This window comes from Butyrivibrio sp. NC2007 (assembly GCF_000421405.1).
In the GTDB taxonomy this organism is placed as follows: domain Bacteria; phylum Bacillota; class Clostridia; order Lachnospirales; family Lachnospiraceae; genus Butyrivibrio.
The window spans coordinates 1-20,184 of sequence record NZ_ATWY01000034.1 but is presented as its reverse complement, the minus strand read 5'-3'; the positions used below and the strand labels follow the sequence as shown (position 1 = coordinate 20,184).

General features: G+C 44.5%; 15 protein-coding genes. 13 read left to right on the top strand and 2 right to left on the bottom strand.

The window, feature by feature from the left end:
* Nucleotides 1-432: 432 nt before the first annotated feature.
* The 13 genes from G632_RS21575 to G632_RS0117485 all read left to right on the top strand — a co-directional run bounded on the left by G632_RS21575 (nt 433) and on the right by G632_RS0117485 (nt 18,245).
* Nucleotides 433-1,593: a class B sortase gene (locus tag G632_RS21575; RefSeq protein WP_155828918.1), complete on the top strand. Its 1,161-nt coding sequence runs from the start codon at nt 433-435 to the stop codon at nt 1,591-1,593.
* A 99-nt stretch (nt 1,594-1,692) separates the two neighbouring features.
* Nucleotides 1,693-3,999, top strand: a complete 2,307-nt coding sequence (locus tag G632_RS21570; protein ID WP_081647215.1) for an EAL domain-containing protein — start codon at nt 1,693-1,695, stop codon at nt 3,997-3,999.
* A gap of 109 nt (nt 4,000-4,108) precedes the next feature.
* Entirely contained in the window at nt 4,109-5,497 is a 1,389-nt protein-coding gene (locus G632_RS20675) for an alpha-amylase family glycosyl hydrolase (RefSeq protein WP_022770827.1), read from the top strand.
* A gap of 26 nt (nt 5,498-5,523) precedes the next feature.
* Nucleotides 5,524-6,540 (top strand): LacI family DNA-binding transcriptional regulator, encoded by a 1,017-nt coding sequence (locus G632_RS20670; RefSeq protein ID WP_022770826.1) that lies wholly within the window; start codon nt 5,524-5,526, stop codon nt 6,538-6,540.
* Between the two features lie 161 nt (nt 6,541-6,701).
* Entirely contained in the window at nt 6,702-8,009 is a 1,308-nt protein-coding gene (locus G632_RS0117525; RefSeq protein WP_022770825.1) for an extracellular solute-binding protein, read from the top strand.
* 69 nt (nt 8,010-8,078) lie between these two features.
* Nucleotides 8,079-9,440, top strand: coding sequence for a carbohydrate ABC transporter permease (locus tag G632_RS0117520; RefSeq protein ID WP_022770824.1), 1,362 nt, complete (start codon nt 8,079-8,081; stop codon nt 9,438-9,440).
* Nucleotides 9,440-10,702, top strand: coding sequence for a sugar ABC transporter permease (locus G632_RS0117515; protein ID WP_022770823.1), 1,263 nt, complete (start codon nt 9,440-9,442; stop codon nt 10,700-10,702). Before G632_RS0117520 ends, G632_RS0117515 begins: the two co-directional genes overlap by 1 nt.
* 23 nt (nt 10,703-10,725) lie before the next feature.
* Nucleotides 10,726-12,570, top strand: coding sequence for an alpha amylase N-terminal ig-like domain-containing protein (locus G632_RS0117510; protein ID WP_022770822.1), 1,845 nt, complete (start codon nt 10,726-10,728; stop codon nt 12,568-12,570).
* An 18-nt stretch (nt 12,571-12,588) separates the two neighbouring features.
* A complete protein-coding gene (locus G632_RS20665) occupies nt 12,589-14,883 on the top strand; it encodes a glycoside hydrolase family 31 protein (protein ID WP_022770821.1) in 2,295 nt (764 codons plus the stop codon).
* Nucleotides 14,884-15,043: 160 nt separating this feature from the next.
* On the top strand, nt 15,044-16,012 hold the full coding sequence (locus G632_RS0117500) for a glycoside hydrolase family 88 protein (protein ID WP_022770820.1): 969 nt from the start codon (nt 15,044-15,046) through the stop codon (nt 16,010-16,012).
* A gap of 126 nt (nt 16,013-16,138) precedes the next feature.
* Nucleotides 16,139-16,984 carry an SseB family protein gene (locus G632_RS0117495; RefSeq protein ID WP_022770819.1) on the top strand — a complete coding sequence of 282 codons (846 nt, stop codon included), beginning with the start codon at nt 16,139-16,141 and terminating at the stop codon, nt 16,982-16,984.
* A 1-nt stretch (nt 16,985) separates the two neighbouring features.
* Entirely contained in the window at nt 16,986-17,594 is a 609-nt protein-coding gene (locus G632_RS21565) for a phosphatidate cytidylyltransferase (RefSeq protein ID WP_022770818.1), read from the top strand.
* 21 nt (nt 17,595-17,615) lie between these two features.
* Complete coding sequence (locus G632_RS0117485) at nt 17,616-18,245, top strand: cation transporter (protein ID WP_022770817.1); 630 nt, start codon at nt 17,616-17,618, stop codon at nt 18,243-18,245.
* A gap of 310 nt (nt 18,246-18,555) precedes the next feature.
* On the opposite strand, the gene G632_RS0117480 is transcribed toward G632_RS0117485, so the two are convergent.
* Entirely contained in the window at nt 18,556-19,641 is a 1,086-nt protein-coding gene (locus tag G632_RS0117480; protein ID WP_022766958.1) for a tyrosine-type recombinase/integrase, read from the bottom strand.
* Between the two features lie 128 nt (nt 19,642-19,769).
* On the bottom strand, nt 19,770-20,184 hold a 415-nt coding region (locus tag G632_RS20655; RefSeq protein WP_035776510.1), incomplete at its 5' end, for an EAL domain-containing protein.

The following is a 20,184-nucleotide window of genomic DNA, read 5'->3' as shown; positions in this document are numbered from 1 at the left end:
ATTGATTTACATGTCAAGGAGAGGTAAAAGTGGCATCCTGCCACAAAATTTGGCTCAAAAAAAGGTTTTGCGCAATGGATTTTCATGTCAAAGAGGGTAAAAAGGGCCTATCTGCCACAAAATCTAACGAGGGAAAGCCCTTTGTGCAAATATTTATCATGTCCCGGAGGATGAAAAGTGGATATTTGCCACAAAATCTGGCGAGGGAAGGCCTCTTGTGCAAATATTTATCATGTCCTGAAGGATGAAAAGTGGATATTTGCCACAAAATCTGGCGAGGGAAGGCCTCTTGTGCAAATATTTATCATGTCCCGGAGGATAAAAAGTGGATATTTGCCACAGAATTCGGCGAGAGAGGGTCACATAATTTTCATTTTGATTTCAGGCGCTCATGTGATATGATTGTCAGGTTGAAATGAGAGGTTATAAGTTTTGCATATAGTAAGTAGATTAGAAGAAACGAAAAAGAGCTTAATACTAGGATTTATGCTTGCTGTTAAGGGCTTCAATGCGGAGCATAGATCAATCGCCAAGGCTGTTACATTCCTTGCGCTGGTGCTGATCGCGCTCCTTAGTGCTTTGTTTACGTGCGCTATATTCGTGTGCTCTCTTTTTGATAGGACAACGTCTACAGGTAAGAGAATTGCAGGAATTGCGATGGCTGTAGTGCTGCTGTGTGTGGCGATTTTTGCATCGCAGAAGTTTACTGGGTTTGAGAAGCATGTAGCAACAGAATCCGGTAAGAAAGCATTACAGACTACTATTGCCTCAGAAGAAAAAGAACCTGCAGTAACTGAGCAGGAAGTAGTTGCTGCCATCGGAGAGGCAACAAATGGGGCAGATTCTTACACTTCTGAAGAACAAACAGGTAATGAGAGTGCAACAATAACTACCGAACAAAACGTAGCGAATGCCAGCGCTTCTGAAGAGCAGAATATGACTAGCTCTGAAACCACAACCTCTGCAACAGCTCCTTCTGAGACAGAACCTACCCCTACCCCCTCAGTGTCCTGGAACACTGCCGACATAGACCTGGCGCAGCTCATGGAAGCATACCCGGAGATGGTTGGCTGGGTATATTTTGAGGATGGACACATCAGCTATCCTATCATGCAAACAAGCGATAATGAGAAATACAAAAACCTCGATTACATGGGAGACGAAGCGCCCACAGGCGCCATTTTCCTGGATTATCGTTCAGCAGCGGACTTTACCGATGCCAATTCCATCATCTATGGCCATAATATGAAGGATGGCACGATGTTTGGCTCCCTCAGAGAATACAGAAAAGATCCTGCATATTACAACGACCATATGTATTTCCAGGTAATTACGCCTGAAAAGGCCTACAGATACCTGATCTTTGAGTACATGGACGTCGCTGAGAACTATGTTCTATATGATTATGTCTCAGATGCTGCTCTTGAATTTGTAAAAGATGCAGAGCCCGTAAGGATTAAGTCCTACATGGATTCTGAGATTCCCGTAAAGGAAGACAGTAAAGTTGTTACCCTCTCAACCTGCACCAGAAAAGATGATCTTCAGTTTGTTGTTTTAGGTGTTCTGGTAGAAGAGGACGACAGGTATAACTAATATCTGAAATTCATTAAAGTTTGATTAATTCGCGCAATTTTGACACATATTTTTCCAAATTAAGTATAGAATTTAAGTGTATAGGTATGCCCTTATACAATGATTTGGAGGCTGCGCGAATTGATCAGATATACGATTGTTTTTATATTTGCATTATTGATCGTTATATTACTGCTCTGTAGTTGGGCCTCTCTGCGCTCAAATAAGCCAATAGGCAAATCGGTATGCCTTCTTTGTCTGGCACTTATTCCCCCTGATCTCGGAAATATGCTGATCATTGGAACCACCACAAAAAGTGTTGCGCTGGTTGGCTGTTATATCTATTACATTGGTATGGATCTTATCATGTACGCACTGATAAGGTTTACCAACGAATATTGTAGTGTTCAGAATTATAAAGAAAAGAAAAAACGCATTATGCCAATCTGGATTAACTATGTTCTTGCTGTTGATGTAATCCAGATACTTATCAGTATAGTCACCGGACACGCCTTTATATTGCAGGAAGTTGAGTCCTACGGACGGCCTTATTTCCTTATGAAACCGCTCTGGGGACTGACCGGACATATCCTGGTCTGCTATGCAGTAATAGCAATCGTAATGATCGTCTTCCTTAACAGGAGCATGAAGGTATCCCTGCTTTATAAGGAGCGTTATATAGTAATACTCATCAGCATGATCATCGGCGCACTCTGGCAGTCTTATTATCTTATTTCGAGGACCCCGATTGACAGGTCAATGCTGGGATTTGGAGTAATTGGCCTCTTGATCTTTTACTTCTCAATTTATTACAGACCCCTTCGTCTTTTGGACAAGATGCTTGCTGATATTGTATCCGATTCAAAAGAAGCTGTAGTACTTTATGGACCGGAAGGCATATGTATATGGGCAAACAACCCTGCCAGGAAGCTTACCGGGATAAATCATGATGATTTTGAGGAAGTTTCCAATACGCTTATATCTCTTTTTGGTGATATAAGAAAATTCCCTGAGGAAAAAGACACTGAGATTACCCTGGGTGCACTTGGAAATGAGCGCTACTATATGGTGGCTCACGGAAAGTTCTACGACAGGAACAACAGGCCTGTTGGCTCATATGTCAGAGTCAGAGATATTACAGAGGAAAAGCACCGCATTGAGATGGAGATGTATGCTGCCAATCACGATGCGCTTACCGGTGTTTATAACAAGGAATACACCGTTAAAGTGATATCGGATAGGTTAAAACAGCATGCGCTGAAGGATTATTACGTTGCGTGCATATATATCTGCGATTTTAAGATGTTCAATGATGTGTTTGGACGTGAGTTCGGAGATGCAGCGCTTGTGCAGATTTCGGACTGGATGAGAAGCTATTCGGATAAATCCTGTGTCTACGGACGTATAGCAGGTGATGCATTCGGTTCGTGTCTTCCCAAGCAGGCCTTTTCTCAGGAAATCGTAGAGCGAGATCTGTCGCGCTTTAAGGTAAGGCTTGGAGATATCGAGCAGCATCTTGTGGTACATGTTGGATTCTGCGAGATAGAAGAGGACGATACTGATGTAGCTGTTCTCTTTGACAGGGCTATGTCTGCCCTCGATTCTATCAGAGATGATTACAGAAGACACGTTGCGTTCTTCGATAAGAAGATAAGGGAAAAGATGCTGTGGAATCAGAAAATTTCAGCACAGCTTGATGTCGCCATTGAGGAGAACCAGATTGTGCCATATCTGCAGCCTATAGCTGATAAGAGCGGAAAGATTGTGGGAGCGGAGGCTCTTGCAAGATGGATCCACCCCGAATACGGCTTTATGTCGCCTGCCGACTTCATACCACTGTTTGAAGAAAACGGAATGATCACAGACCTGGATAAGCATATATGGAAATCGGCCTGCGAGCTTCTCTCGAACTGGGATGAGAAATTCCCGGGTGCTTTTATCTCAATCAATGTTTCTCCCAAGGATTTCTACATGACGGATGTCCTTTCGGAGATCATGAGTTATGTCATGAAGTACGACATTGATCCTCGTAACCTCAGGATCGAGGTTACAGAGTCCAGCATGATGAGGGATACCGATGACAAGATGAGGATCCTTGAGGAGTTCAGAAAGCAGGGCTTCATCGTTGAAATGGACGATTTCGGCAGCGGTTATTCATCTCTTAACATGTTAAAAGACATGCCGGTTGACGTTCTTAAGATCGACATGAATTTCCTCGGAAAGAGTAGTGATCAGGAGAAGTCAGACATTATAGTTAAAAACGTCATCAGGCTTACAGAGGATCTTCACATTGTTTCCCTTGCAGAGGGCGTAGAGACAGTGGAGCAGTTCGACAGGCTCGGTGAGCTCGGATGCCATCTTTTCCAGGGCTATTATTTCTCAAAACCTATACCTGTAGCGGATTTTGAGGCCATGCTTGAAAAGTAATAAAACATATCATTTTAGGGACTTGAAATAGAGTCCCTTTTTTTGTATAGTGAAAGAGGTTAATCGCTTAATGTAATGTTTTTATCACATTTACAAGGAGCGATATTATATGAAGTACGTTAATAAATTTGTTGCCGCATGGGTTTTACTTGTGGTAACTGTTTTTTGTGCAGGCTGTTCTGCTGCGAAACCTTATGAGATTCCAACGGAAACAAGGGCTCCGGAGTGGACAAGGACTGCAGTTCTTTACGAGGTTAACCTGCGTCAGTACACGAAGTCGGGAACTATTAACGAGTTTGCTGAACACCTCGATACCTTAAAAAATATGGGCGTTAACACCCTTTGGTTTATGCCCATTCATCCTATTTCTGTTACCAACAGATCAGGCAGGCTGGGCTCATATTATTCTGTCAGCGATTACCGAGATGTTAACCCCGAATTCGGGACAAAAGAAGACTTTAAGGCACTTGTGGATAAGGCCCACGACATGGGATTTCACGTGATGCTGGACTGGGTTGCCAACCACACAGGCTGGGATAATGCCTGGATAACCGAGCATCCCGACTGGTACACCCAGAAGGATGGCAAGATCATCTCACCTGAGGGCATGGGATGGCCCGATGTTGCAGATCTTAACTACGACAACGCCGATATGCGAAAAGAGATGATAGAGTGCATGAAGTACTGGGTAACAGAGTACGACGTGGATGGTTTCAGGTGCGATTATGCACCCGGAGTTCCCGAGGATTTCTGGAGAGAAGCCAGGATTGAGCTTGATAAGGTAAAAGACATCTACATGCTCGAAGAAGATCTCGGAGGTCAGGCGGCTGCGAATCTCGAGTACGGCTTCGATTCCAATTACGCAACAAAGGTCTATGAGACGCTTTTAGCCGTTGCCAAGGATGGCAAGACAGCAGACAAGATAAAGCTCTACATGCCATCTACTGATAACAATACATTTCCTATGTATTACCTTGATAACCACGACGTTAACTCCTGGGACAGGACCATAGATGAGGCATTTTCTGAGGAAACGCTTCCTTCCATGTTTACTCTTATGTTTACTCTTCCCGGAATCCCCATGATTTATTCGGGAGACGAGATAGCATATAATAAGAATATAGCTTTTATGGAAAAAGACACTATAGACTGGGATAGGACAGGCAAGGATTACAGGGATCTGATAAGTAATCTTTCTCAGATCAAATCGCAGCACCCGGCTCTTTACAGTGATAACACAGGCGACGGATTTGAAATCCTAAACCTTGAAAACAAAAATGTATTTGCATTTAAGAGAGTAGCGGGAGACGATGAACTTATCTGCATTTTCAATATGTCAAAGAGAGAGCAGAAAGACATTGATCTTAGCAGCGTGATAACAGGGGAAGAGGAAGTTGTCTTTTCCGGCAAAATGGACAGTTATAATGCTACGGGAGAGCTTCCTACAGGGGTTTACACCTTCTCACCCTGGGAGTTTTACATTATTGCGACCAAATAACCGCAAAGGCCGCATCGGAGGAAAAAATGAACTTAAAGACAATTGCTCAAAGAGCAGGGGTTAGCACTGCGACCGTTTCAAATGTTATTAACGGTAATAACCACAAGGTTTCCGAGGAGACCAGACGCAGGGTTAACGAGATCATCAAAGAAACCAATTATAAACCAAATGCCATGGCGAGATCCCTTGCCAAGAAGGAGAGCCGTATCATCGGCCTTGTTATCCCGTATCTGGGCGCGGATGAAGACTTTTTTACCAATCCCTATAACGCCCATATTATTGCTGCTATAGAGAGATGCGTAAGAAACGAAGATTACTATCTCATGATGAGATGCGTACACGATCCGAGGGAGATCATACCTCTTTTGTCGTCCTGGAATGTAGACGGAGCCTTCTTTTTGGGCATTTTCCCTGACGAGGTAAAAGAGATTAAGAAGCTTATCGACTCACCGGTGGTATTTATCGATACTTACGCTCCGGGAGAGGGGATTGTTAACGTCGGAATTGAGGATTATCGCGGAGGATACCTTTCTGCAAGATATCTTATAGGTAAAGGGCATAAAAACCTTGCGCTGGTTACACCTGTCATTGGAGAAGAGGGCGTAATCATGGAGAGATACAAAGGCTTTGCAACAGCATGCAAGGAAAGCGGTGTCTCTTTCGGGGAGAGCAATATCTTTTACACGGATACCACATATATAAATGCGGTTGAAGCCGGGCAGAATATCGGATTTTCAAACGGTGGCTACACAGCAGTTGCCTGTTTGTCGGATATAGTTGCATTTGGTGTTATCGAAGGACTTTCCCAGTGCGGAATCAGAGTTCCTTACGATGTCTCTGTAATTGGTTTTGACAATTTGCCCAATTGCGAATATATGACTCCCAAGCTGACTTCCGTGGCACAGAACTTCGATGTCAAGGCTGAGAAGGCCTGGGAATACCTTCTTAGGATGATCAACGGAGAAAAGGACCTTGCAGTGGATGAAAGGCTTCCAATCAGGGTTGCGGAGAGGTTCTCCGTCCGTAATTTACTTGAGCAGTAAAAAACGTTAACCTTTTGTTAACCTCATTTTTTATACAAAACATAGAAACGGCCGCTGAGGGATTGACCCAAGGCGGCCGTTGGTTTATAGTCTACGTAAAGCGATTAACCAATACAAAAACCCAGTGCTTTGGGGAATAGTTAATTAGGAGGATTACGACAATGAAAATGAAAAAGTTAAGCGCACTACTTATGAGCGGAGTATTAGCAGCTTCTGCACTTGTAGGATGCGGAGACAGCGCACAGGGCGGAGCGACACAGACAGATAGCACTGCTCAGACTCAGACAGCTCAAGCTGACACAACCACTTCAACAGAGGCAGCACCTGTTGAGACTCAGGATGTAACACTTAAGATCTGGGTACCTGAAGAGGCTGTTGATGACACAGACGCAGCAGTTCAGGCATTCGATGATCTCCACGATGAGTTCAACATCACATACGAGATTGCAGTTGTAGGTATCGATGAGGCTCCTCAGCAGCTCAACACAGATCCTGATACAGCAGCTGATATTTTCTACACACCTTCAGGCGGAGTTGCAGACCTTGTAAACAAGGGACTTCTTCTTCCTATCACCAAGGATTTCGAGACAATCGCATCTGACCTTCCTGAGAGTGCTCTTACAGCAGTAACAGTAGACGGTCTTACATATGCAGCACCTTTCTCACCTAATACATACTTTATGTACTACAACAAGGATCTTCTTACAGCAGATGATGTTAAGAGCCTTGAGACAATCCTTTCAAAGGACACAGGTGCTAAGTACAACTTCAGTACTAACGTAACAAACTCATGGTACATCGAGAGCTTCTTCCTCGGCGCAGGATGCACACTCTTTGGACCTGACGGAAAAGACCCTTCAGAGTGCTCATGGAACAATGAGACAGGTCTTGCAGCAGCAGAGTACATCATTGATCTTGTAAACAACCCTAAGTACCTTGAGAACAAGGACGGCGTTGGCGGAGCAGAGTTCAAGGATGGAAACCTTGCAGCTATCACAGACGGTGCTTGGAGCGCTCCTTCTTACAGAGAGTCACTCGGTGACAAGCTCGGCGCAGTAGCACTTCCTACAGCAAACATCGGTGGCAAGGACGTACAGCTTTCAAACTTCGTTGACTTCAAGACAATCACAGTTAAGTCAACAACAGCTTACCCTCTTGCAGCTCAGCAGCTTGCAGTATTCCTTGCAAACCCTGAGAACAGCCTTATCAGATACCAGAACCAGGGTGATGTTCCTGTACTTAACTCACTTGCATCTTCTGCAGAGATCGCAAACGATGAGGTTGCAGCAGCACTTAACATACAGGCTTCAAAGGCTACTAACCAGCCTTCAATCTCCAAGATGGGTGATTACTGGACACCTGCACAGGCATTTGGTGAGGGCGTTGTTTCCGGCGAGATCACAAAGGCAAATGCTCAGGAGAAGCTTGATGCACTTGTAGACAGCATCACAGGAACACTTGCAGAGTAATGATCTGAAGTGACTTCTTTATCGGGGCTGCATCTGCAGCCCCGATATTTTCAATATAGGGAGCTTAAAATGGATAGAGAGTATAAGCGCAGAAATTTCATCACGACTTTTACAAAAGGGGACATCTTTTCTAAACTCAGCTATATCTTTTGCGGACTTGCAAATATCAGATATGGCCAGGTTGTAAAGGGACTTCTGTTCCTTTTACTTGAAGTATGTTACTTTGTCTTTTTGTTTACCACCGGTATTAACCTGATTCACAACTTAACAACCCTGGGAGAACATGAGCAGGGTATGGCCTACAATGAGGCACTTGGCATCTATGAGATGCAGGCAGGTGACAACTCAATGATCATCCTCCTTACCGGAGTAGTAGCGATAGTTGTCACAGTCTGCTTTGTTGCAATATGGCTCTTCTCGATCTCATCAGGAGAAAATGCCAGATTTAACCACGATCACGGACATCATATCAATAACTTTTTTGAAGACGTTAAGTCATTAACCAATGAGAATATTCATTTCCTGCTTCTTGCAATACCTGCAGTAGGACTTTTAATATTTACCTTTACGCCTCTGATCTATATGATCCTCATGGCGTTCACCAACTACGACAATGAGCATCAGCCACCCGGACACCTCTTTGACTGGGTTGCCCTTGATAACTTTAAGACACTTCTTTTATCAAGCGACAAGCTTTCACAGACATTCTGGCCGGTACTGGGCTGGACCTTTATCTGGGGTATCTTTGCAACCTTCAGCTGCTACTTTGGCGGAATGATCCTTGCTATGATCATCAATTCAAAGGGCATTGAGTTCAAGAAATTCTGGAGAACAATCTTTGTAGTAACCATGGGTATTCCTGCATTTATCTCACTTAAGGTTGTGGGAACAATGCTTGGAGAAAAGGGTATCTTCAACGTACTCATTCAGAAATGGGGCTGGACAGCTTCTGCAGTTCCGTTCCTCACTCAGGCCAATTACGCAAGAGTATCAGTAATTTTAGTCAACTTCTGGATCGGTGTTCCTGTTACCATGCTGATGGTCAGCGGAATTCTTATGAATATTCCGGCAGAGCTCTATGAGAGCGCCAGGATTGACGGAGCAAATCCCTTCGTAATTTTCAGGAAGATAACCTTCCCTTACATGCTCTTTGTTACAACACCTTACCTGATCGCAAATCTGATCGGTAACTTCAATAACTTCAGTGCTATTTACTTCCTGACAGGTGGTGGCCCGATGACCCTTGATTACTATAAGGGCGCAGGTAAGACGGACCTTCTGGTAACCTGGCTGTACAAGCTGACGGCTGATACCAACGACTATAACCTGGCAGCTACGATCGGTATCCTTATCTTTATAATTTCAGCGACATTTACACTGATAACCTTCCAGAGATCAGGATCCATGAAGAATGAGGAGGGCTTCCAATAATGATGAATAAAACAGTTATAGGACTTAAGCTGGAGTACTTCCTTAGAGCCCTTGTGGCAGTAATACTTAGCTTTATTTCACTGCTCATTCCTTTTACAAGTAAAGAAGCGGGCAGCAAAAACATGATAAGCACAGCGCTTTCTCTTTTATCAGCAGAGGGTGCTGCTAAGATATCTTTCTTCCTTTACCTTGCAGTAATACTTACTGTAGCTTCCCTGGTTCTTGGAGTGATCTCTTACTTCAAGACCGGTGTGAAGATTGTAAAGGCATGGATGTTTGTTCAGATATTTGCAACTTTCTTCTGGACAACACTTCTGTTTGCAGTCAAGATCATCCTTGAAGAGGGCGGAATTGAGGACAATTTCCTCTTAAAGAGCGCCGGAATCGGCTTCTGGACCGGCCTTGTTACAGCTTACTGCAGCCTTGTTTTTATCATGAAGCTGGCAGAGGTAAATGTAGGCTACATAGTGCTTACAATTCTCGGAGTAATGTGGATGTTCCCGATTCTCTGGATTCTCCTTACAGCACTCCGTGCAGAGCAGGGCTACTATGTGGGATATTTCTTCCCCAAGCACCTGACACTTAAGAACTTTTACGATCTGTTCCACAACTCTGCAGTGCCTTTCGGGAAATGGTGGGTTAACACCATGATAGTTGCAATCTGCGGATGCGTTCTTAACACACTGATCGTTTTAGGTACTGCATTTGTACTTAGCCGTACAAGATTCAGCGGCAGAAAGCCTTTCATGAACATCCTTATGATCATCGGAATGTTCCCGGGCTTCATGTCCATGGTAGCTTTGTACAACATCTTAAAGGGCCTTGGACTTAACCAGAGCATCGGCGCTCTGATCATAGTTGGAGCTGCAGGAGCAGCAATGGGCTATCACATCACAAAGGGATACTTTGATACAATCCCCAAGGCTATCGATGAGGCAGCTATCATTGACGGAGCTTCAAGACTTCAGATATTTACAAGGATCACCATTCCTCTGTCCAAGTCCATCATCGTTTATCAGGTGCTTGGTACTTTCCTTGGAGCATGGTCAGATTACATCTTCCCAAGGCTGCTCTTTGGCGACAGACAGAGCTCTTACACGGTTGCTGTAGGTCTTTTCTGGATGACTGACTTTAGAAGAATTGATTCCTACTATACACAGTTCGCAGCCGGTGCAGTAATTATTGCACTTCCTATAGTTATACTGTTCATCTGGCTTCAGAGATTCTACGTTGAAGGTCTGTCAGGTTCAGTTAAGGGCTAATTACAGTATTTACGAGGTTTTTAATGAGAGATTGGACTAAAAGTATATACAGCGACGGAACGGAAGGGTACGTAAGTAACCCTTCCCCCGTGCTGGGCGAAGAGATAACTATCCGCCTGAGCCTAATGAGCGGAGCTCCCGTGAGCGATGTATTGTTATGGAGGATCGTCAACGGCGCTGAGACTTACATCCCCATGGAGAGGGAAAAGAGCTGTGGCGGCCTTGACTACTATTGTGCTAAGACCACGCTTAATGAGCCCATTTTGAAGTACCATTTTGTGCTGGTTACGGAAGATGCGGCTTTCTTTTATACGCAGGAAGGCGCTCAGACCACTGTTCCTGACTACAGACATGATTTCGTCATAAGAACAGACTATGTCAAACCCGACTGGGTGGACGGCGCAGTCTTTTACCAGATATTTCCTGAGAGATTCTGCAACGGAGATCCTTCAAATGATGTGAAGGACGGAGAATACGAGTATTTCGGCCGCAAGTGCATCAAGATGCCGGATTGGAATATGGCTCCGCTTCCTGTGGAGGAGTCCTGGGGCATGGATTTCTTCGGGGGAGATTTGAAGGGGGTAAAAGACAAGATTCCATATCTGAAGGAACTTGGAGTCAATGTCATTTATCTAAACCCCATATTTACCGCATATTCTACCCACAAGTACGACTGCATAGATTATTTCCATGTTGATCCGCACTTTGGCGGAGATGAGGCTCTTGCTGAGCTGTCTGATGAGCTTCACAAAAACGATATGAAGCTGATCCTGGATATTTCTGTAAATCACACGGGCAGCGAGCATGAGTGGACCAGGACCAAGAGAGAGTTCTATTTTAAGGATGAGGACGGTAATCTCAAGGGCTGGGCAGGAGTCAAGAGCCTTCCTTTCATGGACTATCGAAATGAAGAGCTTAGGGACCTGATCTATCGCAGAGAGGACAGCGTTTTAAGGAAATGGCTTCGCCCGCCATATAACATCGATGGCTGGCGCTTTGACGTTGCGGATGTACTTGGCAAGAATAATGACGTTCAGGTTGCCGATGAAGTCTGGAAGGAGATCTGCGAAGCTATAAGGCAGGAGAAGCGTGATGCTTTCATCATAGGAGAGCACTGGGGCGACTGCTTTGAGTATCTTCAGGGAGATCTCTGGAACACACCTATGAATTACTACGGATATGGGCGCGTTATCAGACAGTTTGCCGGACTTCCGGATCTCTTTTTACAGAGAAATGAGACCATCATGAAGGCAAAATACGTCATGACGGCCGGAGATGTGGTTAAGAGAAGTGATGATCACTACAATTGCCTTCCTCAAGCCGTGGCTGACTGTCAGATGAATCTCTTTGATTCTCATGATGTTTCAAGAGTTCACAACTACGGGGAGATCACTGATGAGAAGTACAGGGGCGTAGTTCTTTCGTACCTGCTCTTTACGGGAATTCCCTGTGTTTACTACGGTGATGAGCTGGGAATCGACGGACACACCATAAGCGATGCCGGCTGCAGATATCCTATGCCTTGGGATAAGGCTACGGATAAAGATAACGAGCGATATGGTCTGTATAAGCGTATGATAGAGCTTAGAAGGACAGTACCTGCCTTTGCAAAAGGTGGAAGAAAGGTGCTTCTTGCAGACGGTCGTATCCTTGCCATAGCCAGATTCCTTGGTGGTGAGAGATATCTCGGTATCATTTCCATGGAGGATGAGGAAAGGGAAGTTACCGTTCCTGTGTGGGAAATCGGTGCATCCGGGGCTGCAAGTGACGTGGATGAGTTCGGCAGGTCTTTTGACGCAAAGAGCGATAACGGAGATTTGAAGATAAAGGTTCCGGCCTTCGGAGCATATATCATAAAGCTTGACTAGATTTGGGGAGAAAACGTAATGGACTACATGGTTTGCGGCGATAAATACAGGATTTCCGTGCTGACAGACAGGCTGATAAGGCTTGAATACAGCGAAAACGGGCAGTTTGAGGACCGCCTTACAATGATGGTGGCCGGCAGAGATTTAAAGTGCGAGGCGCAGAGCGTAAGGCGCGAGGATGGACTTCTTTTTGTGGAGACAAAAGAGCTGCTTCTTACCTACAATGAAAAGGAGTTTGCATCAAACGGTCTTTCAATTGAGCTGAAGAACTTTGGAACCTGCTGGCATTACAGCCACGAATATACCGGCAGCGGCAGAAATATGCGTGGTACGGCCAGAACTCTCGACAACAAGGACGGCGGATGCGAGCTTGAGGCCGGTATATTCGGAAGAGACGGATATGCAATAATAAATGATTCTGCCAGCCCTGTTATTGTCTATGACGAGGATAACAAGGACGGGAAGTTTGTTCAGAGAGAAACCGGAGCGCTGGATCTGTATTTCTTTGGATATGGAAAGGACTTCTACGGCGCACTGAAGGACTTCTATGCGCTCTGTGGCAAGACTCCGATGATTCCAAGATATGCGCTTGGAAACTGGTGGAGCAGGTATTTTAAGTACACCGAAGAGAGCTATAACGAGGTTCTGGAGAACTTTGAGAAGGAGCAGATCCCTCTTTCCGTGGCGGTCATTGATATGGACTGGCATGTGACAGAGGTTGATCCCAAGTATGGAACCGGCTGGACCGGATATACCTGGGATAAGAAGCTGTTCCCTGATTATAAGAGATTTCTTAAGCACCTGCATGACTGTGGACTTTCAGTTACGTTAAACCTCCATCCGGCTGACGGAGTCAGGGCTTTTGAGGATATGTATAAAGAGGTGGCTACTTCCATGGGCATTGATCCTGAGACGGAGGAGGCTGTTGAGTTTGATTTCGAGGATCCGGCCTTCAGAGATGCCTATTTTGACAAGATCATGCATCCCTATGAGAAGGACGGCGTGGATTTCTGGTGGATCGACTGGCAACAGGGAACCGGCAGAAAGGCGGGAGATGTGGATCCGCTGATCCTCCTTAATCACTACCACTACAAGGATCAGGAGGGCAGAAATATTAGGCCCATGATCTTCTCCAGATACGCAGGCCCCGGAAGCCACAGATATCCGATCGGATTTTCAGGTGACACGGTCTGCACCTGGAAGAGCCTTCAGTTCCAGCCTTTCTTTACCAGCACAGCCAGTAATATAGGTTACGGCTGGTGGAGCCACGATATCGGCGGACACATGATGGGAGATAAGAGCAATGAGAGGCTAATCAGATGGATACAGTACGGCGTATTTTCACCTATCATGAGGCTTCACAGTACCAGCAGCGCCTTCTTTAACAAGGAGCCCTGGACCATTGAAGAGCCTTATCATACAGTAATGCAGGAGTTCTTAAGGCTCAGGCACAGACTGGTGCCATATCTTTATACCGAGAATTACAGGGCTTATAAGGAAGACAAGCCCCTGGTAAGGCCTATGTACTATGACAATCCGAACAATGCGGATGCATATTCGGTGGGCTCTGAGTATGGATATGGCGAGGAGCTTTTGGTTGGCGCAATTACTGAGCCTGTCGATGAGGGCCTGAAGCTTGGAAGCGTGAATATGCTGATTCCGGAGGGTAGATACGCTGATATCCTGACCGGAAGAGTGTATAAGGGCGGTAAGAGAAGAAAGCTCTACAGAGATATAAACACGATTCCGGTTCTTATGAAGGAAGGTGGAATCCTACCACTTGCGAAGGATGATCGCAGCAATACTACAGCCAATCCTTCAGAGATGGAGATTGTTGTTGTGGCCGGTGCTGACGGCAAGTACGAGCTCTACGAGGATGACGGCGTGAGCATGGATTTCCTTGGCGGCAAGTTTGCCACAACGCTTTTTGAGGTTTCCTTTGGCGGTGATAGCCTGAAGTTTACTGTTAATCCTGTGGCAGGCGATCTTTCACTTGTACCTGAGAAGAGGGATTATACGGTTAAGGTTCTTGGCGCGGTTTCTTCCGAGGGGGAGGAGATTGTTATAGAGTTAAAGGATGTGGATGCTTCAAAAGGGTCTTTTGCCGAGGTTACAGGCATAAAGCTTGTCGGTAACGATCACAAGTCTGAAGTATTCAAGCTCCTTGACAGAGCCTGGATCAGCAACATGGTCAAGGACATGGTATTTGATGCGCTTGGTCGCATGAACGACGCCGATTTCCTGACCTGGCTCTCCGGTGCAGACGTATCCGAGACGCTCAAGGACGCCATCGAAGAAATATTTGAAGATTAATCATACATGAGTCAATGTGAGTCACTGGGGACGTTTCACATTGACTCATTTTGTGTCACCGGGGACGTTTCACATTGACTCATTTTGAGACACTGGGGACGTTTCAGATTGACTCATTTTTGCATCTAAGGGACAATGTAATAAAGGAGTCAAAAGAGCCATGACAAAATCAGCTGAACCGACAAAAGTAATAAATGCCATGCTGGCCATGCAGAGATATCCGTGGGAGCAGGGAGTCTGTGCGCAGGCGCTATACGAGTATGGGAGAGAGGACCTGTATATTCCCATGGCGTATGATGCCGTAAAAAGGATGGACAAGAATGGACGCCTTGCGATGGCAGGCGGCGGAGAGGCTGTCTCGGATCCGGCATCTTGCGGAGAAGTGTGCCTTAGAGCCTATGAGAAGACCGGTGATGAGTTTTTCCTTCATGGGGCTAAGAGCATGCTTGAATACTTGCTCCATCGCGCGCCGAGGACGGATGATGGTATCATCTGCCACAACGACGAATCATACTACGAAGGATTTACCAAGTATCAGCTGTGGATAGACGGAATATACATGGTTCCGCCGTTTCTTGCTGCAATGGGAGAGCTTGATGAGGCCCTTAGACAGATACGTGGGTACAAAAGACATCTCTACGACCCGGAGAATTCTCTTTTCTTCCACATAAAAGATGTGGCCTTGGATAAGTTTGTAAGAAAACTTCACTGGGCAACGGGTAACGGATGGGCTCTGATGGGTCTTGCCCGCGTGATAGAAGAAGCAGAGAAGAGGGGAAGGACGGACATCAGCGATGAACTGATGCCTCTTCTTAATGAGCTACTGGGAAGTATGCTTAAATATGCCCGTGATGATGGCAGATTTGGTGACATTCTCGATGACGAAATGTCTTTTGCTGACGGAACGTCCTCAATGATGATGGCTGCGACAGTATATCGCGGCATAAAGGGTGGATATATTCCGGCAGCCAGGAAAGCCGCTGCAGATAAGGCCTACGAGACAGTATCGCAGGCAATAGATGAGTACGGCCTTTTGCAAGAAGTCTGCGGATGTCCGGATTTCACAAGCGAAGGAACTTCTGCAGAAGCCCAGGCAGCATATATTATGGCAACAGCCTGGAAAAAATGAGACAAACTGAAACGTCCCCAGTGACTCAAAATGAGACAAAGTGAAACGTCCCCGTTGACTCACAAAAGTATGCTAAAATATAAAATGGCAGGATAGGGCATATTTAGCATAGAAAGGAGCACTGCTGTGAGTCGTGAAGTAAGAGATCCATTTCTTGAAGGAAACGAGATAATAGAGGAGACTATCGCTAAATTCCATGAGGATCAGAGCAATGAAAACCTCATTGCCGTTCTTGAGGGAATAAGAACAAGAATGCACGCTGACGGGCATTTTGTGATCCCTGTTGTGATCAATGAAGAGGATATGACTTACTCCTTCAGGGGCATTAATACCAATGACGGAAACACCTGGAATGTCGTGTTCACTTCAAAAGAGGAGTTCGAGAAAGGCCAGCCAAGTCAGGTGATATCGCACTTTATCGATGCTGCGCTCAAGGCCTGCGCCGAAGCTGATGTCAGGGGCTTTATCGTAAATCCCTGGAGCAACGATGCTTTTATGCTGTCAAAAGAGCTGATCCAGGCGATACTTGATGCGGATGGAGGAGTTGAATACTCAGTTCCTGAGGATCCTATAACAAAAGAGCTCCTGGCTGATGGGTCATTCCTTACAAGAGCCGTGGAAATCTGCGTCAGAAACAATACTGAGCTAAACGAACTTAAACTTATGAAAATCCTGCGTCAAAGCGATGTCTGGGTTCCGTGTGTTGCGCTTCCCGATGAGAAAGTAGAGGGAAGGCTCAATATGGTTCCCGACATCCTTGAGGAGGACGGCAAATTCTACTTTCCGGTATTTTCTACTGCAGCTGAGATGGGCGAATATGGCGAAAACTTCTCCAGAATTCAGCGAAACTTCATGGATACCATAAAACTTGCCCGTAACAACCAGAGAGAAATCACCGGAATAGTCATAAACGCCTTCACCAATCAGTACATCATAGACAGAGATATGATGAACATGATAGAAGAGCTATAGTATGCTTGCTAAGGAAATCTTTAGAAAAATTCTTCATATACTGGCTTTTGCAGGCTTGATTGCGTGGCTTTATGCATTGGATGACTGGAGACATTCCGTTTTGATTGCCGCCGGTGCTATTCCTGTAATTTGTCCATGCCTGTTATTGTTGTCCAAAATTCCCGGAATAACGGAAGTATTTGTAGCACGAAGAAGAGGCGAATTTGCATACAGCTTTTTTGCATATGCAATGGCGTATATTGTGACTTCCACAGTTCTTTGGGGGTTTTTGGGGAAAAGAGAACTCGTGGTGGCAAGCTTTTTTGCATGGGCACCTGGAGATGCTGCAGCAGCGCTGATAGGTAAGACATTCGGAGAGCACAAGATAGGTATATTGAAGAAAAAGTCCGCGGAAGGATCAGGAGCCATGGCATTTTTTAGCTTTTTCGCAGTCCTGTGCGTATTGACGTACTTTAATCTCTACAGCAGCTTTTGGACTATAGTGATTTCTTTAATTACCGCTATATGCACTACTGTAGCAGAGCTTTTGGATGAAAAGGGACTGGACACATTCTTTTGTCCGGTGACGGCTATGGTGGTACTATCACTATTCGAACTGATACTCAGATAATAATGTAAGGATTGGAAGTGAATGAAAAAGGAAAAGAAGAGTGGATACAAAACCCTGCTGCTTTCGGTTATTTTAAGCTCTCCCGGACCACTTATCCTTGGCTATGGACTGACACTTGGGAGAAGCTCAACGCAGATTTCCGATTTCACCAGAAGGACAGCTGAATTACTGGCTTTGATTGCAGCCTTTGTGGTATACACTATCACAAACAAAGAAGAGGGGCGTGATGCTGCCTGGAAATCAGATGTTGAGCGAAAGAGCAATGTATTTGTGGGATTTATAATGTGCGTCAGTGGCATCAGTATGCTGATACTTACCTTTGCGTCCGATACGCAGGAAAAGGGCAATGTACTTCCCGCATTTTGTATAGCGTTGTTCGGCGCTATTGCAAATACGCTTTTTTATTTGAAATATCGTTCTTTATATAAGTCGGAGCATAATGCTATACTTGGTATCCAAGCCAGGCTCTACGGTGCCAAATCCATTGTGGATGTATGCGTTACGCTGACGCTTTTTACAGTTGTTATCATGCCGTCGTCGAAATTCTCATTTTATCTCGATATTATTGGTTCAATACTGGTTTCTGCATATATGCTAAGGTGTGGAATAATGACTATCCGCGAAAATTTTGGTATTAAAGGAAAAGCATAGGGAAATGGCAGAGCAGCACATTGACATGAGATTTATCTATGCGTATAATTTAAGTTATGTAGTAAAATACAACGCCAAAATGCAGAAGAGTAGCTATATTTGATATGGAGAATGCTGTCGGTTTAAGCTAAACTTGTAATATGTTTAAAGATAGGAGTGTAAAAAGTCAAAAATACGGCTTTTTACACTTTTTAACTTAAAAAAATAAAGCTTGAAAATGTAAAAAGCCGTACTTTTAAAGAAAAATCTGTAAAAAGCCGAATGGATTAAAGCTAAAATTGTAAAAAACGGGCACTGTAGTGTGTGCAATTTAATCATTATCCTGGTTATCATCAGTTCCATAAACGTCTACCTGGGATGCCTGTCTTTTATGTTCTTCTTCTATAGCAGCATAGTGTTTAACAGTTGTATTTACGTCTTTATGTCCCAGAACATCAGCGACCATATAAATATCACTTGTCCTGTTATAAAGCGCTGTACCATAAGTTCTACGGAGCTTATGAGGGGTGAGTTTTTGAGTAAGTCCTGTGTTTTTTCCATATTTTGAAATCATATATTGGATGCTTCTTATCGATAAACGCTTATGCTGAAGAGATATGAAGAGAGCAGGTTCTTCAGAATCATTGAGTAGGGAAGGGCGTTCATGATTGATATAATCCCTCAGCGTATTCCGGATAATCTCGTTTATGTAGAGATGATCTTCATCGCCGCCTTTTCTGACGATAGTAATTGTATTTTCATCAAAATTTATATCTGAAAGATCAAGCCCTGCACATTCCGAGACGCGGATTCCAGTATTTAACAGAAGAGTTACAATTGCCAGATCTCTTTTTGCAGTAGGTTCAGACATGACTTTGGAATGGTAACTAGCAGAATTCACAGCTGCGACAGAATCCATTAGAAGCTGAACCTGGTCAGGATACAGCCTTCGGATATCTTTCTTTACCTTTTCTTTCTTCTTTACAGCAGCTTTCACTGTGGGATCAATCTTAAGATAGTCATATTTGATCAGATATTTATAGTAATTCCGCACAGCCGCCATTTTTCTTGCAATTGCACGTTCTTTAGCAGGCTTTACATTGCCTTTTTTATCCGGTTTGTGGCCTGATGCAACATAATTTTGGAATTCATTGATGTCCTGAGGACCAAGATTTTCGACAACTTCAAAGGGGATATCTTTGATTTCAAGATTCTTGCACAGGGGATTCTTTTCCTTGAGAAATCCGTAGAAAAATAGAATATCCTGCGCATAATTAAAAGCGGTGCTTTCCTGATATTTGAGAAGACATTCCTCAACAAATCCATGTGTATGCTGAGGAAGAATGTTTTTAATGCTTTCAGTATCTTTACGGCGTTTCTGCCTCAATGAATTGTAATATTCTGAATTTTCACCCATGACTTAACCCCTCCGCTTTTTCTAAAATAATCGTATCACAAAAGAGGAATTTTGTGCAAAGATATTTGCGTTAGCAGCGCGTTCCAGCGGGAGGTGAACCCCCTGTCTGACATCGTTCTTTATTGGCTTTATTTCTTTGTTGGATATGCCGTTAATTCTTCAAACTCATCTACCGGCATAGGCTTGTAGAAATAATATCCCTGCATTTCCTCACATCCAAGACTTCCGAGGAAATCAGCCTGTTCCAGTGTCTCAACACCTTCTGCGATAATAGAAGTTCCAATAGCATGGATCATCTGGACCATGTAGCTAAGTATTGTCCGACCCATCTTTTGGTCGCCTGAACCGGTAATAAATCGAAGATCAAGCTTTATGCGATCAAGGATAACTTCTTTTAACATATTCAGTGATGAGTAACCACTTCCAAAGTCGTCCATTTCAACTTCAAAGCCTGCTTCACGAAGTTTGGTTGTTGTTTTGATGATGGTATCGGAGTTTTCGACATATGCGCTTTCCGTTATCTCAATACGAAGTTGACCAGGC